The sequence below is a fragment of the Micromonospora sp. ATLC20 genome (assembly GCF_057196585.1).
Window position 1 is genome coordinate 16,508 of sequence record NZ_JBXUOV010000033.1, and the last position, 26,014, is coordinate 42,521.

Annotated in this window: 28 protein-coding genes, 1 tRNA gene and 1 riboswitch; of the genes, 11 read left to right on the plus strand and 18 right to left on the minus strand. The window is 71.0% G+C overall.

What is annotated here, in order from left to right; translation table 11 throughout:
* Positions 1-52: 52 nt before the first annotated feature.
* A complete protein-coding gene (locus tag AC2CHG_RS10330) occupies positions 53-619 on the minus strand; it encodes an NUDIX hydrolase (protein ID WP_484524626.1) in 567 nt (188 codons plus the stop codon).
* Between the two features lie 32 nt (positions 620-651).
* A complete protein-coding gene (locus AC2CHG_RS10335; protein ID WP_262012829.1) occupies positions 652-1,545 on the minus strand; it encodes a LysR family transcriptional regulator in 894 nt (297 codons plus the stop codon).
* Between the two features lie 87 nt (positions 1,546-1,632).
* Between AC2CHG_RS10335 and AC2CHG_RS10340 the strand changes: the two genes are divergently transcribed.
* A complete protein-coding gene (locus AC2CHG_RS10340; protein ID WP_484524627.1) occupies positions 1,633-2,028 on the plus strand; it encodes a VOC family protein in 396 nt (131 codons plus the stop codon).
* 9 nt (positions 2,029-2,037) lie between these two features.
* A complete protein-coding gene (locus AC2CHG_RS10345) occupies positions 2,038-2,544 on the plus strand; it encodes a GNAT family N-acetyltransferase (RefSeq protein WP_484524628.1) in 507 nt (168 codons plus the stop codon).
* On the opposite strand, the gene AC2CHG_RS10350 is transcribed toward AC2CHG_RS10345, so the two are convergent.
* Together AC2CHG_RS10350 and AC2CHG_RS10355 are read right to left on the minus strand one after the other, a co-directional pair.
* Positions 2,523-3,134, minus strand: a complete 612-nt coding sequence (locus AC2CHG_RS10350) for a dihydrofolate reductase family protein (RefSeq protein WP_484524629.1) — start codon at positions 3,132-3,134, stop codon at positions 2,523-2,525. The genes AC2CHG_RS10345 and AC2CHG_RS10350 overlap by 22 nt on opposite strands.
* Positions 3,135-3,213: 79 nt before the next feature.
* Positions 3,214-3,759, minus strand: a complete 546-nt coding sequence (locus AC2CHG_RS10355; RefSeq protein WP_355513568.1) for a hypothetical protein — start codon at positions 3,757-3,759, stop codon at positions 3,214-3,216.
* Between the two features lie 114 nt (positions 3,760-3,873).
* Between AC2CHG_RS10355 and AC2CHG_RS10360 the strand changes: the two genes are divergently transcribed.
* Positions 3,874-4,650, plus strand: a complete 777-nt coding sequence (locus AC2CHG_RS10360) for a hypothetical protein (protein WP_484524630.1) — start codon at positions 3,874-3,876, stop codon at positions 4,648-4,650.
* Between the two features lie 50 nt (positions 4,651-4,700).
* On the opposite strand, the gene AC2CHG_RS10365 is transcribed toward AC2CHG_RS10360, so the two are convergent.
* The 7 genes from AC2CHG_RS10365 to AC2CHG_RS10395 form a co-directional block, all read right to left on the minus strand.
* Positions 4,701-5,162: a CPCC family cysteine-rich protein gene (locus tag AC2CHG_RS10365; protein ID WP_484524631.1), complete on the minus strand. Its 462-nt coding sequence runs from the start codon at positions 5,160-5,162 to the stop codon at positions 4,701-4,703.
* 103 nt (positions 5,163-5,265) lie between these two features.
* The gene (locus AC2CHG_RS10370) at positions 5,266-6,228 is read right to left on the minus strand and encodes an alpha/beta hydrolase (RefSeq protein WP_484524632.1); all 963 of its coding nucleotides are present in this window, start codon (positions 6,226-6,228) and stop codon (positions 5,266-5,268) included.
* 154 nt (positions 6,229-6,382) lie between these two features.
* Positions 6,383-7,228, minus strand: a complete 846-nt coding sequence (locus AC2CHG_RS10375; RefSeq protein ID WP_484524633.1) for a helix-turn-helix domain-containing protein — start codon at positions 7,226-7,228, stop codon at positions 6,383-6,385.
* Between the two features lie 103 nt (positions 7,229-7,331).
* Positions 7,332-7,745 carry a hypothetical protein gene (locus tag AC2CHG_RS10380; RefSeq protein ID WP_484524634.1) on the minus strand — a complete coding sequence of 138 codons (414 nt, stop codon included), beginning with the start codon at positions 7,743-7,745 and terminating at the stop codon, positions 7,332-7,334.
* Between the two features lie 165 nt (positions 7,746-7,910).
* Positions 7,911-8,303 (minus strand): hypothetical protein, encoded by a 393-nt coding sequence (locus tag AC2CHG_RS10385; protein WP_484524635.1) that lies wholly within the window; start codon positions 8,301-8,303, stop codon positions 7,911-7,913.
* Between the two features lie 384 nt (positions 8,304-8,687).
* Entirely contained in the window at positions 8,688-9,008 is a 321-nt protein-coding gene (locus tag AC2CHG_RS10390; protein WP_484524636.1) for a hypothetical protein, read from the minus strand.
* Positions 9,009-9,163: 155 nt separating this feature from the next.
* Positions 9,164-9,237 (minus strand) — tRNA-Gly (locus tag AC2CHG_RS10395).
* Between the two features lie 267 nt (positions 9,238-9,504).
* Between AC2CHG_RS10395 and AC2CHG_RS10400 the strand changes: the two genes are divergently transcribed.
* Positions 9,505-10,497: a zinc metalloprotease gene (locus AC2CHG_RS10400; protein WP_355513574.1), complete on the plus strand. Its 993-nt coding sequence runs from the start codon at positions 9,505-9,507 to the stop codon at positions 10,495-10,497.
* Positions 10,498-10,565: 68 nt separating this feature from the next.
* On the opposite strand, the gene AC2CHG_RS10405 is transcribed toward AC2CHG_RS10400, so the two are convergent.
* Entirely contained in the window at positions 10,566-11,111 is a 546-nt protein-coding gene (locus AC2CHG_RS10405) for a pyridoxamine 5'-phosphate oxidase family protein (protein WP_355513577.1), read from the minus strand.
* Positions 11,112-11,189: 78 nt separating this feature from the next.
* Between AC2CHG_RS10405 and dcd the strand changes: the two genes are divergently transcribed.
* Positions 11,190-11,768 (plus strand): dCTP deaminase, encoded by a 579-nt coding sequence (gene dcd, locus AC2CHG_RS10410; protein WP_043327610.1) that lies wholly within the window; start codon positions 11,190-11,192, stop codon positions 11,766-11,768.
* Between the two features lie 72 nt (positions 11,769-11,840).
* Here dcd and AC2CHG_RS10415 read toward each other — a convergent pair whose 3' ends face one another.
* Positions 11,841-12,875, minus strand: a complete 1,035-nt coding sequence (locus tag AC2CHG_RS10415) for a C40 family peptidase (RefSeq protein WP_262012844.1) — start codon at positions 12,873-12,875, stop codon at positions 11,841-11,843.
* Positions 12,876-12,888: 13 nt separating this feature from the next.
* A riboswitch (cyclic di-AMP (ydaO/yuaA leader) is annotated at positions 12,889-13,023 on the minus strand.
* A 238-nt stretch (positions 13,024-13,261) separates the two neighbouring features.
* On the opposite strand from AC2CHG_RS10415, the gene AC2CHG_RS10420 reads away from it, so the two are divergent.
* Complete coding sequence (locus tag AC2CHG_RS10420) at positions 13,262-15,295, plus strand: N-acetylmuramoyl-L-alanine amidase (protein WP_484524637.1); 2,034 nt, start codon at positions 13,262-13,264, stop codon at positions 15,293-15,295.
* A gap of 70 nt (positions 15,296-15,365) precedes the next feature.
* On the opposite strand, the gene AC2CHG_RS10425 is transcribed toward AC2CHG_RS10420, so the two are convergent.
* From AC2CHG_RS10425 to AC2CHG_RS10435, 3 genes are all read right to left on the minus strand, one after another.
* Positions 15,366-16,376 (minus strand): C40 family peptidase, encoded by a 1,011-nt coding sequence (locus AC2CHG_RS10425; protein WP_135242665.1) that lies wholly within the window; start codon positions 16,374-16,376, stop codon positions 15,366-15,368.
* Positions 16,377-16,546: 170 nt separating this feature from the next.
* Positions 16,547-17,551, minus strand: a complete 1,005-nt coding sequence (locus tag AC2CHG_RS10430) for a hemolysin family protein (protein WP_013283320.1) — start codon at positions 17,549-17,551, stop codon at positions 16,547-16,549.
* Positions 17,544-18,851 carry a hemolysin family protein gene (locus AC2CHG_RS10435; protein WP_262012846.1) on the minus strand — a complete coding sequence of 436 codons (1,308 nt, stop codon included), beginning with the start codon at positions 18,849-18,851 and terminating at the stop codon, positions 17,544-17,546. Before AC2CHG_RS10435 ends, AC2CHG_RS10430 begins: the two co-directional genes overlap by 8 nt.
* Before the next feature lie 82 nt (positions 18,852-18,933).
* Between AC2CHG_RS10435 and AC2CHG_RS10440 the strand changes: the two genes are divergently transcribed.
* Positions 18,934-19,611, plus strand: coding sequence for a GOLPH3/VPS74 family protein (locus AC2CHG_RS10440; protein ID WP_355513589.1), 678 nt, complete (start codon positions 18,934-18,936; stop codon positions 19,609-19,611).
* A 66-nt stretch (positions 19,612-19,677) separates the two neighbouring features.
* Here the strand turns inward: AC2CHG_RS10440 and AC2CHG_RS10445 are convergent, their stop codons facing one another.
* Positions 19,678-21,876 carry a (Fe-S)-binding protein gene (locus AC2CHG_RS10445; RefSeq protein ID WP_355513592.1) on the minus strand — a complete coding sequence of 733 codons (2,199 nt, stop codon included), beginning with the start codon at positions 21,874-21,876 and terminating at the stop codon, positions 19,678-19,680.
* Between the two features lie 179 nt (positions 21,877-22,055).
* Positions 22,056-22,319 (minus strand): cell division protein CrgA, encoded by a 264-nt coding sequence (locus AC2CHG_RS10450; protein ID WP_135242661.1) that lies wholly within the window; start codon positions 22,317-22,319, stop codon positions 22,056-22,058.
* A 230-nt stretch (positions 22,320-22,549) separates the two neighbouring features.
* Here AC2CHG_RS10450 and AC2CHG_RS10455 point away from each other — a divergent pair, with 230 nt between their 5' ends.
* From AC2CHG_RS10455 to AC2CHG_RS10470, 4 genes are read left to right on the plus strand one after another with little or no spacing between them, the layout of a single operon-like run.
* Complete coding sequence (locus AC2CHG_RS10455) at positions 22,550-23,356, plus strand: DUF881 domain-containing protein (protein ID WP_013283315.1); 807 nt, start codon at positions 22,550-22,552, stop codon at positions 23,354-23,356.
* Positions 23,353-24,870: a class E sortase gene (locus AC2CHG_RS10460; RefSeq protein WP_484524638.1), complete on the plus strand. Its 1,518-nt coding sequence runs from the start codon at positions 23,353-23,355 to the stop codon at positions 24,868-24,870. The genes AC2CHG_RS10455 and AC2CHG_RS10460 overlap by 4 nt, the downstream gene beginning before the upstream one ends.
* A gap of 3 nt (positions 24,871-24,873) precedes the next feature.
* Positions 24,874-25,146: a hypothetical protein gene (locus AC2CHG_RS10465; RefSeq protein WP_013473364.1), complete on the plus strand. Its 273-nt coding sequence runs from the start codon at positions 24,874-24,876 to the stop codon at positions 25,144-25,146.
* Between the two features lie 5 nt (positions 25,147-25,151).
* On the plus strand, positions 25,152-25,802 hold the full coding sequence (locus tag AC2CHG_RS10470) for an aminodeoxychorismate/anthranilate synthase component II (RefSeq protein ID WP_114919202.1): 651 nt from the start codon (positions 25,152-25,154) through the stop codon (positions 25,800-25,802).
* The last annotated feature ends 212 nt before the right edge of the window (positions 25,803-26,014 follow it).

A 26,014-nucleotide genomic window follows, 5' to 3' on the forward strand; every position in this document is an offset into this window, starting at 1 on the left:
CCGGTCACCGCGACCGGCACCGGTCACGCTGGGCCTTGCCGCAGGGGACGGGTCAAGGTGTCGTTGCCGCCAGTTTGGCGAGCATCCGGCCCAGATGCGGCTCGATCGTGCCGGTCGGCGCCTCGTTCACCTCGGCCGGCGTCCACCAGCGGATGCCCGCGAACTCCACCGGATCGGGCGTGAACCGCTGGTCACGGCCCGCGGACAGCACGTACCAGAGGCTCACGTCGGTGTGCCGGTGCTCGGGCGGGCCGACCGTCTCGGTGACGGTGAGGAACGCCGGGCGCTCACCGAACGGCGGCGCGAAGACCGCCGACACGCCCAGTTCCTCCCGCAGCTCGCGGCGCACCGTGTCGGCCGGGTGCTCTCCCGGCTCGACGTGCCCGCCGCTGGGCAGCCACATCCCGGCGAGGCGGTGGTCGACGAGCAGCACCGCGCCGTCGGCCGGGTCGCGGAGCAGGAAGTACGCGACCAGGTGCGGCGACGGCGTACGCGGCTTGGCGCGGCGGAAGAGATCCTCCGTGCCGGCCAGCCAGGCCAAGGCCGCCTCCCGGTGCCGCGCCTCCAACTCGTCCCCAGGTGTCAGTTCCTCGACCAGTGCCCGGATCTCGTCCCGCATCCCGCCGATGCTGCCAGCCGGGTACGACGGGGTCAGTCCGGCGGCAGCGGGTTGGCGTCGGCAGCCGCGCGGACGAACTCGCGTACCCGGGTGGTGGTGTTCCCGGCCGGCCACACCGGACCGCGACAGATCGGCGGCGCGTCGTGGATCGGCACGTATGCCACGTCCGGGCGGGCGTAGAACTGCCGGGCCTGCTCACCCACCGGCAGCACCCCGCGCCCTAGCGCGACGAGCGCCAGCATCTCGGAGAAACTGCCGCCCACCGGGCCCTTCGGCACCGGGCGGCCGGACGGGGTGCGGTCCGGCGTGCGGTCCTGCTTGAACGCGGCCGAGGTGACCGCCGGGTACTGCACCACCGGATGGTCGCCGAGCACCTCCAGCGACACCGACTCCTCGGCGGCGAGCGGATGGCCCGCGGCCACCGCGAGCACCCGGCGCTCGCGCAGCAGCACCGGGCCGTTCGCCATGCCGTCGAAGGGGTACGAGGCGATCAGCACGTCGATCGTGCCGTCCAGCAGACTCGACCGGGTGCTGGCCAGCGGTGCCTCGTGCACGTGCACCTCGCAGTCCGGGTGGCGCTCGGTGAACAGGGCCACCGCGCGCAGCAGCACCGGAGCTGTCGACTCACCCACGTACGCCACCCGCAGCTCGCCGGTGAGCCCGCGCCCGGCGTCGACGGCCCGCTGCACCGCCGCCTCGATGCCGGCCACCAGCGGGCGCATCTCGTCGGCCAGGCGGGCGCCGATCGGGGTGAGCCGGACGACCCGGCTGGTCCGCTCGAACAGCGGCGCGCCGATGCGGCGTTCCAGCTTGCGCACCACGTGGCTGACCCGGCCGGTGCTCACCCGCAGGCGCTCGGCGGTCCGCCCGAAGTGCAGTTCCTCGGCCAGGGTCAGGAACGTCTCGATCTCGTACCGCTCCAGCACCGGACCACCTCCGTCGTTGCCTGCGGGTAAACGATCGTAGTCCGGATCGGGCTTGGTCCCGGCGGCGCGCCGGACCAGGGTTGACGCATGCACAACCATCTCGTGACGGTGACCGGTTTCGACCACCTCGTCCTCTCGGTGAGCGACGTCGAGCGTTCCCTCGACTTCTACTGCGGCACGCTCGGCCTGGCCCCGGTGCGGGTCGACAGGTGGCGGGCCGGCGAGGTGCCGTTCCCCTCCGTACGCGTCGACGCCGGCACCATCATCGACCTGATCGCGGGCGACCCGACCGGGTCCAACGTGGACCACTTCTGCCTCGTGGTGGAGCCGGTCGACTGGCAGCGGGTGGTCGACTCCGGGGTGTTCACCGTGCTGACCGGCCCGGTCCCGCGCTTCGGCGCGCGCGGCACCGGCACCTCGATCTACGTCAGCGACCCGGACGGCAACACAATCGAACTGCGCTGCTACCCGGCCGACGCCTAGCCTGGGCCGATGCCGGAGCTGGAACGTCTCGCCGCCCATCACGCACCCGCCGTGCTGCGGTTCGAGCGGGAGAACCGGGCATACTTCGCCCGGTACGTCCCCGACCGGGGCGACGACTTCTTCACCGGGTACGCCGCCCGGCACGCGGCCCTGCTGGACGAGCAGGAACGCGGCACCTGCCACTTCCACGTGCTGGTCGGCGACCACGGCACCGTGCTCGGCCGGTTCAACCTGGTCGACGTCGCAGGCGGCAGCGCCGAGCTGGGCTACCGGGTGGCCGAACGCGCCGCCGGGCGCGGGCTCGCGAGTGAAGGCGTACGGCGCGTCTGCGAACTGGCCCGCACCGAGTACGGGCTGCGGCGGCTGGTCGCCTCGGCGGCGCTGGCGAACCCGGCCTCGCTGGCGGTGCTCCGTCGCGCCGGTTTCGTGCCGGACCATCGGGTGGAGCTGGACGGGGAGCCCGGCCTGCGGCACGTGCTCGACCTCCGCGCGTCCTACGCGGCCGCGTCCCCGTAGGCGGGCGCGCCGGCCGGCTCGTACGTCAGTTGCAGCGTGCCGTGGGCGTGGGTGACTGACTCGGTGAGCCGCAGCGCGCTCGGCACCGTCCCCTCGCCGAACAGGCGCTTGCCGGTACCGAGCACGACCGGGTACACCCACAGGTTGAGCCGGTCGACCAGGCCGAGGCGCAGCAGCGACTGCACCAGGTCCAGGCTGCCGATCACGTGCACCTCGTCGTGGCGGGCCTTCATCTCCGTGACGCGCTCGGCGAGGTCACCGGACACCAGCGTCGAGTTCGCCCAGGCGAGCGGCTCGGCGAGCGTGCGGCTGGCCACGTACTTCGGTACGCCGTTCAGCAGGCCGGTGAAGGGGATCTCCGCGGACGCCTTCGGCCAGTAGCCGGCGAAGATGTCGTACGTCTTGCGGCCCAGCAGCAGCGCGTCCATGCTGCTGGCCTGCTGGAACATCACCGCGCCGGACTTTTCGTCGAGCAGCGGCATCTGCCAGCCGCCGTGGTTGAAACCGCCGTCACGGTCCTCGTCGGGCTCGCCGGGCGCCTGCGCCACGCCGTCGAGGGTCAGGAACTCGGTCACGATCAGCTTGCCCATGGGTCCGCTCCTCCGGTTTCCGCTCGTCCCCCGTCAGACCCGTCAACGACCCGCAACTCATCGCCGCCACCGAGCCGATCTACTCGTGCCGGACGAACCTGAAGGGCACCCCGTCGATCTCCGTGACGTACCCGATCACCGGCACCGGGTTCCTCAGTTCCGCGATCTCGGCAAGCAATGCGGTGGCAGTGCCGGCGTAGGGCTCGGGCGGATCGATCAGGGCGGTATCGCAGACCACCGTCGGCCACTGCTCGGGAGGGCCGTCGTTCAGGTGCCAGCAGAGCAGATAGTCGAGGTTCACGGCTCCCCACACCCGGAGGTCTCCCGGTGAGGTGCCGAAGTGGTACGGGAACCCTCCCGTGCACTCCGCCCTCTCGTTCATCGCGTGATGCCAGTTCCGCGCGTACAGGAGGAAGTCCGGTACGCCCCAGTCGGAAGGATGAAGCACTTCCAGGAAGCCGAGGTTGCCGTGTGGGAAGCGCTCGACGAAGCGTCGGTAGTCCTCAGGAAAGGGGTGGCCGGCGGCCTCGGTGAGGGCCGGCCAGTCGACCTCGATTCCCGCCGACCCGTCCCAGTCGAGCAGGACGGCGAGCCGGTCCGTCGTCGGCGAAGCGCTCGGTGTCATTCGGCGACCTCCGGCAGATGATCGTTAATCGAGTGCACGCCCCGTCCGCCTCCACCGTAAGATCAATCTCTTCGGCAGGCGTACGTCTCCGGAGTCCTCGAGGGCGGATTCGCCATGATCCCCGATCGGACTGAGACAAGCGGCCTCCTGGACGAGGCGCTGGCGGGTGTGGCCGCCACGTTCCAGGGCATGACCGCGCACCAGCAGGAGTCCAACTGCGAGTGCCACTGGGGCAGCGCGGAGGAACTGGCACTGCTGAAGACGCCGGACGTGCCGCTCGACGAAGACCTGCTCCGTCGCACGTACTGGACCACGGACTGGCGCTATCCCGGCCCGCTGCTACGCCGGATCCTGCCCCAGGTGGCTGAGCGCCTCGTCGACGGCCGAATAGTGGCGACGGAAGGGCTGGACAGTCTGGCCCGCTTCTTCGCCGTCTCTCCCTGGCACGAGTGGCCGAGGGAGCAGCAGGCCGCCCTGCGGAGGTTCCTGAACGTCTGGTGGGTACACGTCCTGGTCGAGCCCGACGCGAACGTGCCCGCACATGCGGCCCTGCCGTTCCTCGCCGAGGCCACCACCAGGCTCACGCCGTGGTTGGCCGACTGGGCGGAGGCGCTGGCCGACGAGCCGGCCCGGCGACAGATGGTCGAGGCCATGGATGCGTGGATGTACGACCTGGGGGGCGACGCGCTCCCGTGGCCGAGTTCGCATGACATCGACGCGTGGGCCCCCGCACTGCAACTGTGGGTGATACGACACGCGCCGGCCGTCCTGCAGGAGCACAACGCGTCGGCCGAGCTGCTCGAGGACATCAGCCGGCTCAGCCGGCCCGATTCCGAGCGGTACGACAAGCCGCTCTCGCGGTGGCGCGCCGGGCGCCCGTGGCCTGAGTGACGTCGGAAGCCCTGGCGGGACTCACGTCCTGGCCAGGGCCTTCATTGCGATCACGTCCCTTGTCGCCCACGTCGGGCAGCTCTCGAACGGCGATCGGCCCAAGTAGCGCTGTCCTCGATCAGCAGCCGCACCGCGCGAACATCCGGCACCACCAGGTGCCACAGAAGTTTCTTCGACTCCAGACAGCCCAGGCTACGCTCGCGCATCAGAGCGATGGCTGCATCCACCGGCATCCCATCAGCGAGCCGGCTCCGCAATTCTTCGAACTGCTCAGGCCAGTCCGATCGCAGTTCGGCACAGGCACCGAATCGCTCGAAGTTCTCCCGCGCCTCGGTCAGGGTCAGCCCGTTCGGCCCGCTCAACTTGTCGGCGCTGAGGTCGTCTGTCCCGTCATCCTGCCAGAAACACACCAGACAGATCCCATGCATGCCACGCTCGTCGAGCGTGAGGCACTGGCAGCACGGACACGCGTACGGCCCGCGACGCACGTATCTCGACGCTCGATCAGCCACGCCTTGAATCCTGTCAAACCGGAGACAACCCCCTGGGGAGCGGGCCGCAGTGACGTCGAAGGCCCTGGTTCCTGACCAGGGCCTTCGAGTCTGCCCTACCGGCTCAGCTTCGCGGCACCGGATGAAGATGGCTGCGCAGGAAGGCGACTATCTCGCGGCGTGCCGGCCGGGCGGCCGGCACCAGACCGGGAGTGCTCAGGAAGGTGTGGGTGGCTCTCGGGTAGCAGGTCAGGTGGGCGTCGGTGCCGTCCTCGCGAAGTCGTTCGACGTAGCGGCTCCCCTGATCGGCCAGCGGGTCCAGTGCGGCTGTGACGACCAGTGTCGGTGACAGTCCGGCGAGGTTGTCGAACTTGAGTGGTGACACAGTGCGCGGGTCGAGGGTGGGTGGCACGCTCACCTTGCGGGCTGCGCGTAGCCGGGACACCGACAGAGTGGGGTTGTCGGCGTTCTCCGTGACGGAGGGGTACGCGGTCATGCTCTCCGTCCAGTCCGTGCCCGGGTAGATCAGCACCTGTGCACGTAGCGGTGGGCCGTCCTTGCGGGCGCGCAGGGCGATGAGTCCGGCGATCGTGCCACCGGCGCTCTCGCCCATGACCGCGACGGCTCCGGGATCGGCGCCCCACTGGGCGGCATCTTCGACGAGCCGGACGACGGTGTCGTAGCCGTCGTCGATCGGCTGGGGCAGCGGGTGCTCCGGGGCGAGGCGGTATTCCACCGAGACGACCACCGCCGGGCACCGGGCCGCGAGGTGGCTGTTGAGCCAGTCGTTCTGGGCAGCGGTACCCGCGAAGAAACCTCCGCCGTGGAACGAGACGACCATGGGCAGCTTCCGGCCGGTGTCCTTCGGTCGGTGTACCCGCAGGGCCAGGCGTCGACCTGGAAGGTCGATGAGGGCTGCCTCGATGCGTGCGCGGCGGTCCGGGAAGCCGGTGATGATCCGTGCGGCACGAGACGATGCCACACGGTTGGCCTTCTCGCGCGCGGCGATCACCTGATCGTCGGTCAGAGCCTCCCAGTCCAGGGTGTCCCTCAGGATCCGGGTGCCCAGTGGAGCCTTGCCTCTCATGGTGTCCTCCGGGATGCAGACGCTGTGGACTCACTGTCACAGCCGGTGCATGCCGGTGGATTGAACGAATGTCAGGACGGACTCCCCACGGTCCGGCGGCGGTCGAGGTGGTCGGCACGACCGCCAGGTCGGCACGACCGCCAGGTCGGCGCCGTCAGGGCCGGGCGGGCCAGGCGACGTCGTCGACGGCGAGGAACGGTGCGTTCGCCACCGTCGCGGGCGTCACTCCGGTGAAGGTCATGACGTCTCGGTGGAGGTGCGACTGGTCGGCGTAACCGCTGTCTGCCGCCGCCGCTGCGGCGCTGTGGCCCGCGGCGAGGCGATGGGCGGCACGATCGAACCGGATGAGCTGGGCGGCGCGCTTCGGGGTGAGTCCGATCTGGGACCGGAACCGGGTCCACAGCCGTTGGCGGCTCCATCCGACCTCGGCCGCCAACCGCTCGACCCGCACCTGTCCCCCGCCGGCCACCATCCGCCTCCAGCAGTAGGCGACTTCCGCATCGACCGCGCGGCCCGCGTCGTGACGCCGGGCCAGCGCCACCTCGGCTATCGCGAACCGGTCGTCCCAGGAGCGGGCGGCGCGCAGTCGCTCCTGGATTCGCGCGGCGTCGCGCCCCCAGAGGTCGTCCAGGGCTGTCACGGTCCCGCTCAGCTCCGATGCGGCACCCAGGACCGCGTACGCGATCACAGGCGACAGCCGCACCTGAAGGCACGCGAAGCTTCCGGCCTGCCCTCGTCCTTGAGCGCCAGGGGGTGACGCGAGTCCGGCGGTGACGCAGCCTCGCTGTTGCCGTCCAGCACCGTCGTCGACGACGAGCGGCTGATCGCCGAGGTCGAAGATCACCATGAAGGCGGGGTGCGGCACGACCTCGACCTCTACCGGGGCGTCAGCCCGATCGCTGAAACCCGCCATGGTGACCCCCGCCAACCGGCCGGGTCGTGCCGGGACCGCGATGTCCCAAGCGGGCGAACCGGAGCGCACCGGATCGGTGGGTCGCACATCACGATGGTACGTGTCACCTCAACCGACTCCGGAGATCCGCCTTGGCTAGGCGGCGTCCCGGGGCACGCGAGCAACCCAGGCGGTGAGCCGCCGGATTGTGTCAGTGGCCCGGCGCGAACACGGCATAGAAGTACCGGAGGCTGTCCTCCGGACCGTTCTCCAGTCGCTTGAAGGCCTTCGCAATCGGATTGCACCAGCGCTGCCCGCCGAGCTCGACCACCATGGGCCATCCGACGACGGCCAGTTCGTCTGCGGCCGTTGCCCGCCACCGTCCACCGGCATGGCGGGTCAGCACCTCGCCGACGTAGCAGCCGAAGCCGAAGAGAGTCTCCGCCACCTGTCCAGCGGTGAGGCCCTCGGCCCGAAAGCCGTCGAGGATGGCGTCCACAGACGTCAGGCTGTCCGGCGTGTAGTCCAAGTGGACACCGCTGACCTGGGCCGCTGACACCACGATGTCGCCAGCGAACCGCGCTGCGTTCTCCGGGACGGGCGCGTACTTCAGGCGCAGTTGCACAGTTCTCTCCGTTGATCAACAGATGGGGATCGCGCGATCGTACCGACGACGGCCGACAGGCAGCGGCCTCGCACCCGGTTCGCAGGGCGGCGGACGAGCACGACGCCGTGGCCTGGTTCGCCACGTCCGACCTCGCCTGGTCAGCAGCCCTACCTCGTCCGCCCGTCAGGTGCGAACCGGGGGCTCGCCGAATCTGGCACCACGGACGACGGAATCGCTCTCGACTTCCTGGACCGTCCAGACGTGACCGACGAAGTCGTCCACTGCGACACCACCGCGTCCGAGCAGCGTTCGGATCGCTGCCACTGCCTCCTGCCGCCGCGACAACCGGTAGTTCACCTGGACCGCCCACGCCGGCCGTTCGCCGACAGCGCGCTCCAACTCCGCCACCATCTCGGGCTCCCAGTCCAGGTACAGGTCACGGTGTTCCTCCACCAGCCAGAGGAAGACCGAGCCCGGCGCGACCCACTGATCAGGCTGGGTCTCACCGAGGGAACCCAGGAGTCGCAACACGTCCGCCCTGGACACGGCCGGGAAGACGAACGCGTTCTCACTCATGCGCAGAACCATAGGCGCCGGCTCCACGCCTGGCGTCCGACGACACCTGCGGAGCGGGACCGGACGCCACCAAGGCGCACTTGAAGGCCGACGGCTCCGAAGATGCGGCAGAAGCACTCCGCTACCTGCTCGGCTGCGAGGCCGCGGGCGACCTCGACCACTTCTCCGCGGCCGAGCAGGCCCGGTGGAGAGCCGCCTACTACCGGGCTGACGTTGAACCGAAGCAGGATCGTGAGGAACTGAGGTATCGAACCCGAAGTCGGATGGAGCCTCGGAGACCTTACGCTGCAAAGCGTCGTGGGGCCGGCGTCCTGGTCACGGCGGTCCCTGATGGCCTGGGTTGACCTTGGCTGGCCTGGCCTAATGGCACGCTAATGGCACGGGCTACCCGTCCTCGAACGGCTCGTCATGCCACCGGAAGCCGGCTTCGTCGCCCTCGATGCTGAGAAGAAACTCGGCCACCTGGTGGCCGTCCGGGTGGGTCATCGTGAGGGCGACCCGAATCTCGTCGTCGATCCGGATCATGGCCTCGTCGTCGTCCGCGTCGAGGGCGGCGTTCCGGGCGACGAAGAGCGGGCGCAGCGGCTCGAACGCAGGCAGCGGACGGAAGCGGCCGTACGTCCACGGGAAGTCGTGAGTCTGCTCATCGATCTCGCCGGCCAGCTCGTCCCGGTGGTACAGCCGCCACACCCTGCCCACGTCCACCGCGACAGCGTAGGCGGCGCTGAGCGGTCAGCTCCGGTGCGGGCGTGCAGCCCGTCGGCTGTCGGCGGCTTGCCACCGGGCGGACCACCGGGCCCGCAATCGTGGAACATCGAAGGCCCTGACCGGGACTGTCGTCCTGATCAGGGCCTTCGCGGTGGAGCGGGTGACGGGAATCGAACCCGCACTGTCAGCTTGGGAAGCTGATGTTCTGCCATTGAACTACACCCGCAGCGGCACCACTCTACCTGAAGCCCCCCACCCCCGTGCAGTCAGGTGCACGCGCCACCTCGGCGAGGTGGCGGCATCGGCGGGCGGTTGACCCCGCCACCTCCCCGAACTGGAGTGGATCAAGCACCCACCGGAGCCGGCTGGCGCGAAGTTGCACGTCGGAAACGTATGGGCGTTCTCAAATGCGTCGATGGGATGTAACGTCTGCCCCACGTTTCCGAACCGGCGTGACACACCCCCTGCCACGCCGTCAGAAAGAGGTGGGCCCATGGGACTCCGTCCCAACCTGCTGACCCGGCGTACCGCCGGTGTCGCGACGTCGACCCTCGCGCTGCTGCTCAGCACCGCCGCCGTCGGCGTCGTCCCCGCTGCCTCGGCCTTCTCGGCCGCCCCGGCCGGCGTCTGCGCCGAGCCGGCCGACGCCCACGCCGACGAGCACGCGAACGCTCGCGTCGCGAAGGGCGGCAACGCCAAGCTGGACCCCAACCACCTGACCGCCAAGCAGGTCCGTGACCGCGAGGCCGACCTCGCCGCCGCGCAGCGCGAGCGGGCCGGCTTCCGGACCGGCGCCGTCGCTCCGCTGGCCACCGTGACGATCCCGGTCGTCGTGCACGTCATCCAGGAGAACAGCACCCGGGCCGGCGGCAACATCACCGACTCGATGATCAACCAGCAGATCACCGTGCTGAACCAGGCGTACGCGGGCTCGACCGGCGGCGCCGCCACCGCGTTCGGGTTCCAGCTCACGAAGATCAACCGGGTGACGAACCCGTCGTGGTACCCGATCGTGCAGGGCTCCTCCGCCGAGCGCTCGATGAAGACCTCGCTGCGCGAGGGCGGCAAGAACACGCTGAACATCTACCTCGGCGAGCTGAGCGACAGCCTGCTGGGCTGGGCGACGTTCCCGAAGCGGACGCTGGACAAGATGGACGGCGTGGTGGTCCTGAACGAGTCGCTGCCCGGCGGCACCGCGACCAACTACAACCAGGGTGACACCGGCACCCACGAGGTCGGCCACTGGCTGAACCTCTACCACACCTTCCAGGGCGGCTGCTCCGGCTCGGGCGACAGCGTCTCCGACACCCCGGCCGAGGCGTCCCCGGCGTACCAGTGCCCGACCGGCCGCGACACCTGCTCGACCGCCGGCAAGGACCCGATCACCAACTTCATGGACTACACGTACGACTCCTGCATGTACCAGTTCACCGCCGGCCAGGCGAGCCGCATGCTCACCGCGTGGAACGCCTACCGCGCAGCCTGACCTGTCGTACCGCGTACCGGTGCCGGCCCTGTCCTCGGACGGGCCGGCACCGTTCGTCGTGGGCCGGGTCAGGCGGCCGGACGGCGGGTGTCGAAGCCGTGCCGGCCGCGCCGGGCCTCCGCGGCCACCGGCTCCCGCCGGGCCGGTTCGGCTCCGCGCGGGTCGAGCCAGACCCGCACCTGCGGCGGGGCGGCGCCGGGCTGGGCCACCGGGTCACGCCGGGTCAGCATCGCCGCCTCGACTGTGAACTCGAACAGCCGCCAGTCGCCCTGCGGCGACGCGCGGGCGATCCGGGCCAGCCGCGTCACAGTGGCCGGGTCGGTCACCGGTCGTGCGCGCCCGGCGATGTACGCCTCGTCGTCGCTCTCCTCCGGCGGGAACGAGTGCAGCGCGTAGCGGCCGTCGCGTTCGAGGTCGCGGCGCTTCGGCGAGTCGATGACGAAGCACCACAGGCCGTCGTCGGTGATCACCGGGGACACGGGATGGACCCGGGGGCCACCGTCGGCGCGGACCGTGGCGAGGTAGCCGAAGCCCGGCCCGTACTGCTGCATCAGGAGGCGGATCTCGTCGGCGAGGCGGGGCTCGTCGGCGGCGAATTCGGACCAGGAAGCCATGTGGACACTCTATCGAACACGTGTACGAAGATGTAGTGCGACACGCAGGTCACCCGTACCGGTCGCTATGGTGTTCCGATGCTGCTCTCCGACCGCGACCTGATCTCCGAGATCAAGGCCGGCACGCTCGCGCTGGAGCCCTTCGAGCCCACGCTGGTGCAGCCGTCGAGCATCGACGTACGCCTGGACCGGCTGTTCCGGGTCTTCAACAACCACCTCTACACACACATCGACCCGTCGGTGCAGCAGGACGACCTGACGTCGATGGTGGAGGTGCCGGAGGGGCAGCCGTTCGTGCTGCACCCGGGCGAGTTCGTGCTCGCCTCCACGCTTGAGGTGATCTCGCTGGGTGACCAGCTCGCCGGCCGGCTGGAGGGCAAGTCGAGCCTGGGGCGGCTGGGGCTGCTGACCCACTCGACAGCAGGTTTCATCGACCCCGGCTTCTCCGGCCACGTCACGCTGGAGCTGTCGAACGTGGCGAACCTGCCGATCACGCTCTGGCCGGGCATGAAGATCGGGCAGCTCTGCATCTTCCGGCTCTCCTCGCCGGCCGAGCACCCGTACGGCTCGGCCGTCTACGGCTCGCGTTACCAGGGGCAGCGCGGTCCGACGCCGAGCCGGTCCTGGCAGAGCTGGCGCACCTGGCCGACGCGCTGACGGCACCCGCAGTTGTTAATAGGGGCCCCCTCCTCTACCGGAGGCGTTAAGAGGGGGGCCCTTCCTTACACCTCAGCCGGGACGGCCGTAGCTGTTGATGTCGCCGTCGTCGACCCGCTTCATGGTGATCGGCTTGCCGGACTGGGAGGCGTGTACCACCCAGCCGTCGCCCACGTACATCGCCACGTGGTGCAGGTCGCCGTAGTAGAAGACGAGGTCACCGGCGCGCAGCTCGGCCCGGCTGATCCGCTTCGTCACGCCGTGCTGCTGGCGTGCGCTGTGCGGCAGCGAGACGCCGCCCTTGGCCCAAGCCGCCATGGTGAGGCCCGAGCAGTCGAAGTGGTCCGGCCCGGCCGCGCCCCAGACGTAGATCTTGCCGATCTGGGCGCAGGCGAACTTGACCGCCGCACCGGCCGGGCCGCCGGGGTAGCCGGCCGGGCACGGCGCCGGGCGCAGCGGGCCGCCGCCGCCCTTGCCGTACACCTTGAGCCGCAGCTTCTCCAACTTGGCGATCTCGGCGTCGATCTGCTTCTTCTTCGCCGCGAGCTGGGCCTCGGTACGCGCCAGCCCGGCGATCATCTCGTCCAGCGGCTTCTTCTTCGCCGCCAGCTCGTCGCGCAGCGCGGCGACGGAGCGCACCTGCTCGTGCTGGCGGTGCGCGAAGCGGTCGAGCAGTTCCAGGCCGGTGACCAGGTCACCGGGTGAGCGGCTGCCCAGCAGCGCGTTCACTGTGGAGAGGTTGTCGCCCTTGTAGGCGTCGGCGGCGAGCCCGCCGACCTGACCGAGTGCGGCGTCCACCCGGGCCTGGAGGGGTGCGATCTGCCGGCCGAGCACGTCGGCCTGCTTGCGCCGCGCGGCGAGCTGCTCGCGTACGGCGTTCACCTGTTCGATGACCGGTTCGAGCTTGTTCCAGTCGCGGTCGATCTGGGCCTCGATCTCGGCGACCGAGGGTTCGGCGTGTGCCGCCGTGGCGCCGCCGGTCAGGACGACTGCGGTGCCGACGAGGGCGGCGAGGGCTGTGGTGAAGCGGGACCAGCGGGTACGCGGCACAGCCGTGGACCGGTCGACCGACCGGCTCGACGACGGCCGCGGGGCATGGAGTGCCACCGGGCGTCCGTACTCCTTCTTCCGTACCGCCTACCGGGTTAGCTGACGGATTCGGGCGGGAAGGGAGCCGCCCTACCGCATCGCTGCGGATTCACCCCAGGTACCTGGTTCCCCGGCTCGCCCGGAGGCGACTCGGCGGTGTCGGACCGTCACCGACCGGGTTGGACGGTGAGACGTGCGGCCGACGATTCACCAGAGTAGGGACCACCGTTATCGATCCGCAACTTCCAGCGGCGTGACACTCCGTACGCGATGACGGGCCGCACCCAGGTCGGAGGTGAAATTTTCTTTCAAGGCTGATTACTCACTGGAAAGGTATTGACCCCCGTGGGTGTGCGGAGTGAGGGTGGAGACGCAGTGACCCCCATCCCTGTCCAGGAGGTTCGATGCACCTCTCCGCCCCGCCGTCGGGCAGACGGATACTGCTCGCCGCCGCAGTGGCGACAGCCACCGCGCTGGCGACGACCGGCCCGGTGACCGCCGCGCCGGACACGTCCGCGCCCGCGAGCGACAGGCAACAACAATACGCCGCCGCGGCGGCCGAGTACGGCGTGCCGCAGAACGTGCTGCTCGGCGTCTCCTATCTGGAGTCCCGCTGGGACACCCACCCCGGGCAGCCGAGCACCAGCGGCGGCTACGGCCCGATGCACCTGACCGACGCCGCGCACATCCTCGCCATGCCGGGCAGCGCCCACGTCGACGAGGACGAGGACCCGCGCGGCGACGACTCCCGGCCGCTGAAGCTCGACCCGGCCACCGCCGCCGCGCCGGAGCGGGAGACCCCGCTGCCGCCCGCCTCGCTCCAGACGCTCGACGCCGCCGCCGCGCTCACCGGGCTCGACGCGGGCACGCTGCGCACCGACCCGGCCGCGAACATCCGCGGTGGCGCGGCGCTGCTGGCGTCGTACCAGAAGGCTCTGGGCGGGCCGGTCGGCGCCGGCACCGACCCGGCGGCCTGGTACGCCGCGGTGGCCCGGTACTCCGGCGCGGACACCTCGGACGCCGCGGCGGCCTTCGCCGACGAGGTCTACGACCAGCTCGGCCAGGGCGCCAGCCGGACCACCGACGACGGCCAGCGGGTCACGCTCGCCGCCACCGCCGCGACGCCGGACCGTTCCCGGCTGGCCCGCCTCGGCCTGCGCAACGCCGAGCGGCCGGACGGGCTGGAGTGCCCGGTGCGGCTGGCCTGCGAGTGGATCCCCGCGCCGTACGAGCAGCTCAGCGACGACCCGGGCGACTACGGCAACCACGACCTGGGCGACCGGCCGAAGCAGCAGAAGATCGAGTACATCGTCATCCACGACACCGAGGGCTACTTCGGCCCGAGCGTCGACCTGGTGAAGCGGGCCGACTACCTGGGCTGGCACTACACGCTGCGCTCGGTGGACGGCTACATCGCCCAGCACATCAAGACCAAGGACGTCGGCTGGCACGCCGGCAACTGGTACGTCAACGCCAAGTCCATCGGCCTGGAGCACGAGGGCTTCGCCGGTCAGGGCACCTGGTACACCGAGGCGATGTACCGCACCTCCGCCAAGCTGGTGCGGCACCTCGCGCTGAAGCTCGGCATCCCGATGGACCGGCAGCACATCATCGGCCACGACAACGTGCCCGGCATCACCGCCGCCAACGTGGGCGGCATGCACTGGGACCCGGGACCGTACTGGGACTGGTCGCACTACTTCGACCTGATGAAGGCGCCGTTCCGCAGCACCGGCACGCCCCGTACCGGCCTGGTCACCATCGACCCGGACTTCGCCACCAACCGGCCGGCGTTCACCGGCTGCAACCAGCAGCCGCCCGGTGTCCCGACGCCCCGGCCGCCGGCCGAGCCGTGCCCGTCGCGGGGTTCCTCCGCGGTGATCCTGCGGACCGCGCCGAGCCCGGACGCCCCGCTCGTCAACGACCTCGGGCTGCGCCCGGACGGTACGCCGGACACCATGTACATCTCCGACCACGGCGCCCGCGCCTCCGCCGGCCAGACGTACGCGCTCGCCGGCCGCCAGGGTGACTGGACGGCGATCTGGTACCTCGGCCAGAAGGCGTGGTTCCTCAACCCGGCCTCCGCGCCGACCGCCAAGTGGGCCACCGGCTTCGTGGTGACCCCGCGGCCCGGCAAGGCCACCATCCCGGTGTACGGGCGGGCCTACCCGGAGCAGGCCGCCTACCCGGACACCATCCCGTACCAGACCATCTCGCCGCTGCAGTACACGTTCGCCGCCGGCCAGCGGTACGCGGTGGGCGGGGTGCTGCCCGGCGAGTACTACCGGGCGGTCTCGTTCGACGGTTCGGCCCCGGGTGACCGGACCGTGGTCCGCGGCAAGAACCGCTACGTGCAGGTCCAGTTCGGTCACCGGATCATGTTCGTGAACCTGGACGACGTGCTGGTCCTGCCGTCCCCGGTCGGCACGCCGCGCTGACCCGGCACCGCACACGGGAAGGCCCCCGGTCCGCGTGGACCGGGGGCCTTTCCGCTGCCAGGGGTTCGGGTCAGGCGACCCGGACGAAGCCGGCGAGCGGCTGGGTGCTGATGCTCGACACCTGGACCGGTTTACCGGTACGTGGCGCGTGCACCATCACCCCGTTACCGAGATAGAGCCCGACGTGATGCAGGTCGGAGCCGAAGAACACCAGGTCACCCGGTCTCGCCTCGGAACGGGAGACCTTGCGGCCCTCGTTCCACTGCGCGCCGGTGAAGTGGGTCAGCGAGATGCCGGCCGCCTTGTACGCGTACTGGGTGAGGCCGGAGCAGTCGAACGAGTTCGGGCCGGTGGCGCCCCACACGTACGGGTCACCGACCTGGGCGCACGCCGTCTTGATGGCGGTCCGCGCGGCGCTGCTCACCACACCGTCGATCTTGGGGCAGCCCGCCGGGCGGATCGAGGTCACCGGCAGCATGGCGGTCAGCCGCTTGATCTCCGAGTCGATCTGCTTCTTCTTCGCCGCGAGATCGTTCTGCTGCTTGGTCTCCAGCGCGATCAGCGCGTCGAGCTTCTCCTTCTGCTTGTTGTACTCGTCGCGCACCTTGAGCACACCGGCGATCTGGCGGCGCTGGTCCTCGGCGATCCGGTCCAGCATGACCAGCTGCTCGGCCAGCGCGCCCGGCTTGGAGTTCACCAGCAGCGCGCCCAGCTCCTGCGACGGGCCCTGGATGTAGTACCGGGCCGCGATGTCGCCGACCTTGTTCATGGCGAGCGTGGAGGCCAGCTCCAGCGGCACCATCTTGTCCTTCAGCGCCTTGGACTTCTTCTGGTTGGCGCGAAGCTGCGAGCGGACCTTGTTGAACTGCTCGATGGTGGGTTCGAGCTGCTGCCACTGCTTGTCGATCTGCGCGTCGATCTCGTCCACCGACGGCGCCGCGTGCGCCGGGGCGGTCAGCATTCCGGCGCCGACCGCGGCGGCCGCGACCAGGGTGACCAGACCGTGTACCACCCGTCGGAACCCGGCCCGCCGGCCGGGTGGAGCGCTCGGGGCGTGACGTTGAGGGGGCGTGGTTGCCACCGGCACGGACTCCTTTGCAACCGACCGCCGGGCGCCTCGCGAGAGGGAAGATCGAGGCAGACGACCCACAGCGGTCGGTGCCTCACATTAGGGAAGGCGTCCGGTGGAATCAAGGCGACCGTTTGTTCAATCACGTATCCGCAATCGGTTGCACACCAAGGGTATTCAATTCATCTTCCGACGATGGCTGTCAATACGTCGTCGAGCGTCACCACACCCATCGGCCGGCGTCCGTCGCTGACCAGCACCATGTGGCGGCGTTCGCGGCGCATCGCGAGCAGCAGATCGGCGAGCGTACGGTCCGGCGGCACCACCGCCAGCGGCCGGTAGATCTCGGCCGGCACCGGTGCCCGGCGGCTCGCCCCGGCGTACCCGAGCACGTCCTTGACGTGCACGAAACCGAGCACCCGGCGGGTGGCCCGCTGCACCACCGGGAAGCGGGACCGGCCGGTACGTGTGGCCAGCACCTCCAGCGACGCCGGTGAGACGTCCTCGGCCACCGTGGTGACAGTGGACCAGGGTTGCAGCGCGTCCGCCGCGGTACGGCTGTGCAGGGCCAGCGCGCCGGTGATCCGGGCGTGCTCCTCGGCGTCGAGCAACCCCTCGGTACGCGCCTGGGAGACCAGCCCGGCCAGTTCCTCGGCGGTGAACACGGTCTTCACCGCGTCTGTCGCCTCCACCCGCCACCACCGCAGCACCTGCCGGGACGCCCACTTCATGGCCAGCAGCAGCGGCTTGGTGGCCAGGCAGAACGCCAGCATGGCCGGGCCGAGCCAGAGCGCCGACGGTTCCGGGCCGGCGAGCGTGATGTTCTTCGGCACCATCTCGCCGACCACCGTGTGCAGGAACACCACCACCGCCAGCGCGATGACGAACGACACCGGGTGCACCGCCGAGGCGGGCAGCCCCAGCGCGGCGAACGCCGGCTCCAGCAGGTGCGCCAGCGCCGGCTCGGCGATCGCGCCGAGGCCCAGCGAGCAGACGGTGATGCCGAGCTGCGCCCCGGCGATCATCAGCGGGATCTGGTTCATCGCCGCCAGCGCCAGCCGGGCCCGCTTCGACGTCGCCGCCAGCGGTTCGATGACCGTACGGCGGGAGGCGATCAGCGCGAACTCGCTGCCCACGAAGAACGCGTTACCGAGCAGCAACCCGACCGCGACGAGTAGTTCAGGCACCGTCGTCGGGCTCCTCGGGGCGTACCACCCGCACCTGCTCGATCCGGTGCCGGTCGACCTCCACCACTGTGAACTCGTACCCGGCCTCGTCGAGCGTCTCGCCCGGCACCGGGATGTGGCCGAGCCGTGCCATGAGGAACCCGCCGAGCGTCTCGTACGGCCCGTCGGGCAGCCGGAACCCGGTCTGCTCCACCAGTTCGTCGGCGCGCAGCACACCGTCGGTCAGGACGGTGCGCTCGCCGCCCGGCACGGTCAGCTCCACCGGCCCGAAGCCGTCCACCGCGTCCGGGTCGAACTCGTCGGCGATCTCGCCCACCAGTTCCTCGACCAGATCCTCCACGGTCACCACGCCGTCGGTGCCGCCGTACTCGTCCACCACGATCGCCAGGTCCGCCCCGGCGGCCTTGAGCGCGGCCAGCACCCCGTTCAGGTTCAGGCTCTCCGGCACGTACACCGGCTCCCGGGCCACGGCGGCGACAGTGGTGGCCGCGCGGCGGGCCAGCGGCACGCCCAGCGCGTCTGGTACCCCGGCGACGCCGGTGACCAGGTCGAGCGTCTCCTCGTAGACCGGGAACCGGGTGCGGCCGGTCCGCCGGGACGCCTCCAGCAGCTCGGCGACCGTCGTGGTGGCCCGCAACGCGGTGACGTCGACCCGGGGCGTCATCGCCTCGGCGGCCCGCTTGTCGCCGAAACGGATGGTGCGGCGCAGCAGCATCGCGGTGTCCGGCGGCAACGCGCCGGCCCGGGCCGAGATCGCGGCGAGCAGGCCCAGTTCCTCCGGGGAGCGGGCGCTCGCCAGTTCCTCCTGCGGCTCCACGCCGAGGCGGCGCACCAGCCGGTTCGCTGATTCGTTCAGCAGCCGGATCAGCCAGCCGAACGTGCGGGAGAAGGCCCGCATCGGCGCGGCGGTGGCGAGCGCCGCCGGCATCGGACGGGCGAGCGCGAGGTTCTTCGGCACCAGCTCGCCGAACAGCATCGAGATGAGCGTGGCGAGAGCCAGCGCGAGCAGGCCGGAGAAGCGTTCCGCGCCGCCGAGCGGGCGCAGCAGCGGCGCGAAGAGCCGGGCCAGGGCGGGCTCGGCCAGGTAGCCGGTGAGCAACGCGGTGAGCGTGATGCCGAGCTGCGCGCCGGAGAGCTGGAAGGACAGTTCGCGCAGCGCGCGGCGTACCGTGGCGGCCCTGCCGTCGCCCTCGTCGGCCCGCCTGTCGATCTCCGCCCGATCGACGGTGACCAGGGCGAACTCGGCCGCGACGAAGAACGCGTTGCCGGCGGTCAGCAGCACGAACCCGACCAGTGGCAACAGCGTCAGAAGCAGAAGGCCGTCGATGCGCGTGATTGTGGCACGCGGACGCCGATGGTGGACCCCCCGTAGCGTGGTGTGCATGGACGGTCTGCTGCTCACCGACGAACTGGTCCTGCTCGCGTACGACGACGACGGCGTCAACCGCCTCGGCAGTCCGCACCTCGGCTACGGCCTCGCCGGGGCGGTGCTGCTGGAACTGGCCCTGGCCGGCCGGGTGGAGGTGGCGGACGAGCGGCTCGTGGTGACCGATCCCGCCCCGACCGGTGTGCCGCTGCTGGACGAGGCGCTGGCGACTGTGGGATCCGGCCGCCCCCGCAAGCCCAAGAACTGGATCGGCAAGCTCGCCAAGGGCCTGCCGGACCGGGTGCTCGGCGGGCTCGTCGACGCCGGGGTGCTGCGCCGGGAGTCCGACCGGGTGCTGCTGGTCTTCCCGCGTACCCGCTATCCCTCGCCGACCGGCGCGGAGCCGGCGGTGGAGACCGCGGCCCGGGAGCGGATGGCGACGGCGCTCACCACCGACGGCCCGGTCGACGCCCGGACCGCCGCGCTGCTCACGCTGACCCGCGCGGTCGGCCTGGACCGCAAGATCTTCCGCGAGCTGCCGAAGGAGCGGGTCAAGGCGCGCATCGACGAGATCGCGGCCGGCGACTGGGCGTCGGCCGCCACCAAGAAGGCGATCGAGGAGATGCAGGCCGCGCTGATGGTCGCGATGACGGCCGGGACGAGCGCCGCCATCATGACCACCACGACCAGCTGAACGCGACGGCGGCGGCACCGCACGGGTGCCGCCGCCGTCGTGGTCCGGCTCCTGCCGGGGTACGCCTCAGCTCGCGGCCGGCGCGGCCTCCGGCTCACCGGCCGGGGCCTCCGGCTTGACCGAGCGCAGCAGCACACTCGCCACGTCGACGACCTCGACCTGCTCGCCCGCGCCCTTGCCGTTCACGCCGTCGTTCAGCATCGTCGAGCAGAACGGGCAGCCGACCGCGATGGTCTTCGCCCCGGTGGACATGGCCTCCTCGACCCGGTCCACGTTGATCCGCTTGCCGATCTTCTCCTCCATCCACATCCGGGCGCCGCCGGCGCCGCAGCAGAAGGAGCGCTCGCTGTTGCGCGGCATCTCGGTCAGCTCGCCCTGGGTCGACTCGCCGAGCACCTCACGCGGCGCGGCGAAGATCCGGTTGTGGCGGCCCAGGTAGCACGGGTCGTGGTAGGTCACGCCGCCGTCGACCGGCTGCACCGGGGTGAGCTTGCCGGCGCTGACCAGGTGGGCCAGCAGCTGGGTGTGGTGCACGACCTCGAACTCGCCGCCGAGCTGGCCGTACTCGTTGCCCAGGGTGTTGAAGCAGTGCGGGCAGGTAGCGACGATCTTGCGCTTGCTCTTCTCCCGACCCTCGAACGCCTCGTTCAGCGTCTCGACGTTCTGCTGGGCCAGCATCTGGAAGACGAACTCGTTGCCGATGCGGCGAGCCGGGTCGCCGGAGCAGGTCTCGCCCTCGCCGAGGATGGCGAACTTGACGCCCGCCTCGTTCAGCAGCGTGGCGACCGCGCGGGTGGTCTTCTTGGCCCGGTCCTCGAACGCGCCGGCGCAGCCGACCCAGAACAGGTACTCGAAGTCGTCGACCTCGCCGACGCGCGGCACCTCGAAGCCGAGGCCCTTGGTCCAGTCCTCGCGGGTGTTCTGCGGGGCGCCCCACGGGTTGCCCTTGTTCTCCAGGTTGCGGAGCATGACGCCGGCCTCGGACGGGAAGCTCGACTCGATCAGCACCTGGTAGCGGCGCATGTCGACGATGTGGTCCACGTGCTCGATGTCGACCGGGCACTGCTCGACGCAGGCGCCGCAGGTGGTGCAGGACCAGAGCACGTCCGGGTCGATGACACCACCCTCCTCGGCGGTGCCGACCAGCGGCCGGTCCGCCTCGGCCATCGCGAGCACGTCCACGCCGGCCAACTGCTCCTGCGTGGCCTTCTCCTCGCCGGTCAGGTCCTTGCCGCCACCGGCCAGCAGGTACGGCGCCTTGGCGTACGCGTGGTCGCGCAGGCTCAGCACCAGCAGCTTCGGCGACAGCGGCTTGCCGGTGTTCCAGGCGGGGCACTGCGACTGGCAGCGACCGCACTCGGTGCAGGTGCTGAAGTCCAGCAGGCCCTTCCAGGTGAACTGCTCGACCTGGGCGACACCGAACTGGTCCTTCTCCGGGTCGGCCTCCTCGAAGTCCAGCGGCTTGCCCTCGCTGGTCATCGGACGCAGCGGGCCCAGGCCGGAACCGGCCGGCTTCTCCGGGTCGCGCTTGAAGAAGATGTTCGGGAAGGCCAGGAAACGGTGCCAGGCCACGCCCATGGTGACGTTCAGCGAGATCACGATGAGCCAGGTCATCGAGATGGCGATCTTGATGAGCGCGGCGACGCTGACGCCCGCCTCCCAGTTCGGGAGGACCGAGCCGACCGCGTGGCTGAGCGGGGCGGCCCAGACCGGGTACTCGAAGTGGTCGGTGGCGACCTTGAAGCCGCGGATCACGAACCCGAAGATCAGGACCAGCAGGACGACCCACTCGACGAAGTAGCCCTGCCACATGGTCGAGCCGGTGAACCGGGAGCGGTTCTCCGCGCGTCCCGGCCGGTTGCGCAGCCGGATCGCCATCAGCACCAGGATGCCGGCCAGGCCGAGGATGCCGATCCACTCGGTGACCAGGCCGAAGATCGTCCAGTGCCCGATGATCGGCAGCCCGCCGCCGGTGGAGACCACCTCGAAGTAGGCCTCCAGCACCAGCAGCGACAGCACGATGAAGCCGACCATCACGAACCAGTGGGCGGCGCCGACCACGCTCCACTTGAGCATGCGGGTGTGACCGGCGGTCTCCACCAGCATCTTCTTCGTACGCGCGCCCTTGTCGCCGAACCGCTCCGGCGCGGGCTGGCCGAGCCGGATGACCGCGGTCATCTTCATGACCGCGCGCACCGCAAGCCACACCGCAACAGCGGTGATGGCGGCCGCGAGGATCGTGGTGACGATCTGGACGCTGCCCATCGAGTTGGCCTCCCGGTCTGCTGCTTGTCCGTGCAGCCTACGCGCAAGGTTACCCAGCAGTAACGTGAGTCTTCTCGCACCAGGCCACGCCGCCCTGCGCACACCATAGGTGGAGCGGCGTCGAAGCGCCGTGCAGGGGCGGCGTGGCGTGACCTACGCCGGGGTGGGGCAGCGCCGGATCAGCGCCAGCGCGAGAGCAGGATCAGCGACGAGACCATCGCGCCGAAGCCCACGGCGAGGTTCCAGTAACCCCAGCTGGCGACCGGGTACGCCTGCTCGGAGAGGTAGTAGAGCACCAGCCAGCCGATGCCCACCACGATCAGCGCGACCGCGGTAGCCGGCAGCCAGATGGGGCTAGGCTTGCGCGTCGACGCCGTCGCCGTCGGACGGACATCCGTCGGCGGGGTGTACACCTTCTTCTTGCGGACCTGAGACTTGGGCACGACGCTCTCCAGAGGGGGGTACGACCTCGTCCGGCCTGACAACCGGGCGCGAGGGCGACGGTCCATGGCCAATAATGTTCGACAGCTAGCGTAGTCCCGACGGACCGTCCAGGCCACGAATGGGGCCAGGCCGGTGCACTCAGTAACCGGAAAGAGCGGACTTTCCGGGTCGAGCAGGTCGGCTCGCACCGGCGCGGGCCGGAACGAGACGACGGGAAAGGGAACGCCCGGTGGAGTACACGTCCGGCGCCGCCTCCTGGCAGAAGGTCCTCCGCCGCGCGGCAGCCGCCCTGCTGCCCCGGCGCGCACGCCAGCGCCGCCCCGGCTGGTCCGTCGGCGTGCCCCTGATCGCCGCCGCGGCCGGTCTGCTGTTCACCACCACCGCCACCACCGCGGGCGGCACCTCCCTGCGTGAGGACCGCCGGCCCCAGCTCACCCAGCTGATCGAGGACCGCCGCGAGGAGGTCGCCGCCAGCGAGGCGAAGGCCGCCCGGCTCCGCGCCGAGGTGGAGGAGCAGACCGAAGCACTCGCCGGCGCCGACGGGCCGATCAAGACCGAGCGGGACCGGGCCGCCGCGAGCCGGCAGGGCGCCGGGTTCACCGCGCTCACCGGCAGCGGCGTGACCGTCGAGCTGAACGACGCCGACCGCCGGCCCGACCAGCCGCTGCCGAAGGGCGCCAGCAACGACGACCTGGTGGTGCACCAGGGCGACGTCCAGGCGGTCGTCAACGCGCTCTGGGCCGGCGGCGCGGAGGCCATGTCAATCATGAACGTCCGCGTGCTGAGCACCAGCGCGGTACGCTGCGTCGGTAACACCCTGCTGCTGCACGGCCGGGTGTACTCCCCTCCTTTCAAGATCGTGGCAATCGGCGATCCCGCGGAACTCCAGCGGGCGCTCGCCGCCTCTGAGGGAGTGCGGGTGTTCAAGGAAGTGGCCGACCACTACCAACTCGGGTACGTCGAGCGCGTCTCCACCGTCACCGTGCCCGCGTTCGAGGACTCCACCGCATTGCAGTCGGCGACGGTGCCCCGGTGACCGGCGGCGACCCCCGGGAACGCGCCGGCCACGACCGCCGGGAGGAGCCCACCGCGTTCCTTCCCCGCGTCGAGCGTCCGGCCCCGGCGTCGCCACAGCCGCTCGACCTGCCCTGGCCCGACGCCGGCCCGGCCCACACCGCCCCGGCCCGACGCGGCCGGGACACCCGGCCCGCCCCGCCACGGACCGGCCCACCGCCTTCCGCCCCGCCACGGACCGCCCCGCCGCCGCCGTGGCCGGGCAGTCAGGCGCATCAACCGGCGAGCGCCTCCCGCCCCGAGGCCGACCCCCGGTTCCGCCCGCAGGCCGGCGAGCTTCCCCCCAGGGGTACGCCCCACCCGGCCGGCCCGGCACACCAGGGCGCCGGACATCACGGCCCTACGCAGCAGTTCGCCGTCCGCCATTCCACAGGTGGGGCGATCCCGCCCGAGCGTGGTGGCCGCGGTGGACAGCCACCACAGAACGGCACCCACCCGTGGGAGGCCGGCGGACGCCCGCCGCAGGACGGTCGCCGACCGGCGGGGGGTGAGGGACGGCCGCCCGGCGTACCCCCTCTCGGTGGGCCGACCGGCGCGGACCGGAACCCTCCGGCCGACCCTGGAGCCACGGCGGTGCTGCCCGCCGTCACCCGCCCACCCGTGGACCCCCACCTGGACGCCACCGGGCTGATGGGCGCGGTGCCCCCGCCCCCCGAGAACGGGGACGGCGGCGGCGATGGCGCCGAACCGCCCGCCGAACCGCCCCGCCCCCGGCGCGGCGAGCGGGTGGTGCAACTGCGGCCCGAGCAGACCGGCGACGGATACCGCAGCGTCTACTCCGAGCTGACCCGCCCGACCGTCGGCTCCCGGCTGCGCACCGTCGTGCGGGGCACCGGCGAACTGCTGATCACCTTCGGGCTGGTGGTACTCCTGTTCGCCGGGTACGAGATCTGGGGCAAGGCAGTCATCGTCGAGGCCCGCCAGAACGACCTGAACAGCCAGCTCGCCCAGGAGTGGGGCGCGACCGCGGACCCGACCGTCGGCCCGACCACCGGGCCCACTGTGAAGCCGAAGCCACCGGCCAAGGGGAAGCCGGTCGCCGGCCTATACATCCCCAAGTTCGAGAAGCACTGGGTGGTGGTCGAGGGGGTCAGCCCGGAGGACATCCGGTACGCCCCGGGCCACTACCCGGACAGCGCCATGCCCGGCGAGGTGGGCAACTTCTCCGTCGCCGGTCACCGCATCCGCTCCACGTTCTGGCGGCTGGACGAGTTGAAGACCGGCGACGCGATAGTGGTCGAGACCAGGACCGACTGGCTCGTCTACCGGGTCTACGAGCAGCGAATCGTCAAGCCGTCGCAGGTGGAGGTGGTCGCGCCGGTGCCCGGCAAGGCGGGCCAGAAGGCCACCGAGAAGCTGCTGACGCTCACCACCTGCAACCCGAAGTTCGACAACTACCAGCGGTTGGTCATCCACGCGCGGCTGGACCACACGCAGGCCAAGTCGGCGGGCCGCCCGGCCGAGTTGGAGGCGTGAGCCGTGTACTCGTGGATCTGGCGCAAACTGCCGTTCGGGCTGCCCGGCAAGCTGTTCGGCTCGCTGGTGCTGGCCACCGCCACCGTCGCGTTGCTCTGGTTCGTGGTCTTCCCGTGGGCCGAGCCGCTGCTGCCCTTCGACGACGTGCAGGTCACGCAGGACTCCGGCGTACCGGGTGACGGTGGGATCACCGAACCCACCGGGCTGCCCGGCGAGGAGGAGCTGCCGTACAGCACCGAGACGAACAACGCCCCACCCTCCACCCCGAACAGGTGACAGCGATGCGCGTACTGGTGATCGACAACTACGACTCGTTCGTCTTCAACCTCGTGCAGTACCTGGGCCAGCTCGGCGCCGACTGCGAGGTGCGGCGCAACGACGAGATCGACGTCGCCGAGGTGGGCCGCGCCGGTGCCGCCGGCGTCCTGCTGTCGCCCGGTCCGGGCAGCCCGGACCGGGCCGGCATCTGCCTGGACGTGATCCGCGAGTACGCCGGCAAGCTCCCGATCTTCGGCGTCTGCCTCGGTCACCAGGCGATCGGTGAGGCGTTCGGCGCGACGGTCGCCCGCGCACCGGAACTGCTGCACGGCAAGACCTCGGAGGTACGCCACGACGGCGTGGGCGTGCTCGCCGGGCTGCCCGACCCGTTCACCGCCACCCGGTACCACTCGCTGGCCGTACTGCCCGAGACGCTCCCCGACGAGCTGGAGGTCACCGGCCGGACCGCTTCCGGCGTGGTGATGGCGATGCGGCACCGCACGCTGCCGATCGAGGGCGTGCAGTTCCACCCGGAGTCGGTGCTGACCGAGGGCGGTCACCTGATGCTGGCGAACTGGCTCGCCGCCTGCGGCTTCCCGGCGGCGCTGGAGCGCGCCCCGGAGCTGGCCGCCGAGGTCGACGCCCGCCGCCGGGCAGCCTTCTCCCCAGCCTGACCCCGCGCTTCCCGCCCACCCCCGCGCGGTCCCGCCCGCCCCCCTCTCGGTCGATCATGAAGTTGGCGGGGACAAATCGGACGCCCAGTGCCGCCAACTTCATGATCAACGGGAGAAGCGGGAGGGGTGGGGGGCGGAGATGCGGGCGCGGGGGCCGGCCCCCGCCCCCGGCCCCCCCCCCCGCGGCGGGGGCGGGGGTGCGGCGGCGGGTC

Bases quoted from the DNA above. Each gene is read 5' to 3' on its own strand.
- AC2CHG_RS10355 (WP_355513568.1), bottom strand. From the start codon at position 3,759: ATGACACCGAGCGCTTCGCCGACGACGGACCGGCTCGCCGTCCTGCTC.
- AC2CHG_RS10440 (WP_355513589.1), top strand. From the start codon at position 18,934: ATGGACGGTCTGCTGCTCACCGACGAACTGGTCCTGCTCGCGTACGAC.
- AC2CHG_RS10445 (WP_355513592.1), bottom strand. From the start codon at position 21,876: ATGGGCAGCGTCCAGATCGTCACCACGATCCTCGCGGCCGCCATCACC.
- AC2CHG_RS10405 (WP_355513577.1), bottom strand. From the start codon at position 11,111: ATGGCTTCCTGGTCCGAATTCGCCGCCGACGAGCCCCGCCTCGCCGAC.
- AC2CHG_RS10350 (WP_484524629.1), bottom strand. From the start codon at position 3,134: ATGGGCAAGCTGATCGTGACCGAGTTCCTGACCCTCGACGGCGTGGCG.
- AC2CHG_RS10470 (WP_114919202.1), top strand. From the start codon at position 25,152: ATGCGCGTACTGGTGATCGACAACTACGACTCGTTCGTCTTCAACCTC.
- AC2CHG_RS10345 (WP_484524628.1), top strand. From the start codon at position 2,038: ATGCCGGAGCTGGAACGTCTCGCCGCCCATCACGCACCCGCCGTGCTG.
- AC2CHG_RS10340 (WP_484524627.1), top strand. From the start codon at position 1,633: ATGCACAACCATCTCGTGACGGTGACCGGTTTCGACCACCTCGTCCTC.
- AC2CHG_RS10400 (WP_355513574.1), top strand. From the start codon at position 9,505: ATGGGACTCCGTCCCAACCTGCTGACCCGGCGTACCGCCGGTGTCGCG.
- AC2CHG_RS10385 (WP_484524635.1), bottom strand. From the start codon at position 8,303: ATGAGTGAGAACGCGTTCGTCTTCCCGGCCGTGTCCAGGGCGGACGTG.
- AC2CHG_RS10330 (WP_484524626.1), bottom strand. From the start codon at position 619: ATGCGGGACGAGATCCGGGCACTGGTCGAGGAACTGACACCTGGGGAC.
- AC2CHG_RS10420 (WP_484524637.1), top strand. From the start codon at position 13,262: ATGCACCTCTCCGCCCCGCCGTCGGGCAGACGGATACTGCTCGCCGCC.
- AC2CHG_RS10370 (WP_484524632.1), bottom strand. From the start codon at position 6,228: ATGAGAGGCAAGGCTCCACTGGGCACCCGGATCCTGAGGGACACCCTG.
- dcd (WP_043327610.1), top strand. From the start codon at position 11,190: ATGCTGCTCTCCGACCGCGACCTGATCTCCGAGATCAAGGCCGGCACG.
- AC2CHG_RS10360 (WP_484524630.1), top strand. From the start codon at position 3,874: ATGATCCCCGATCGGACTGAGACAAGCGGCCTCCTGGACGAGGCGCTG.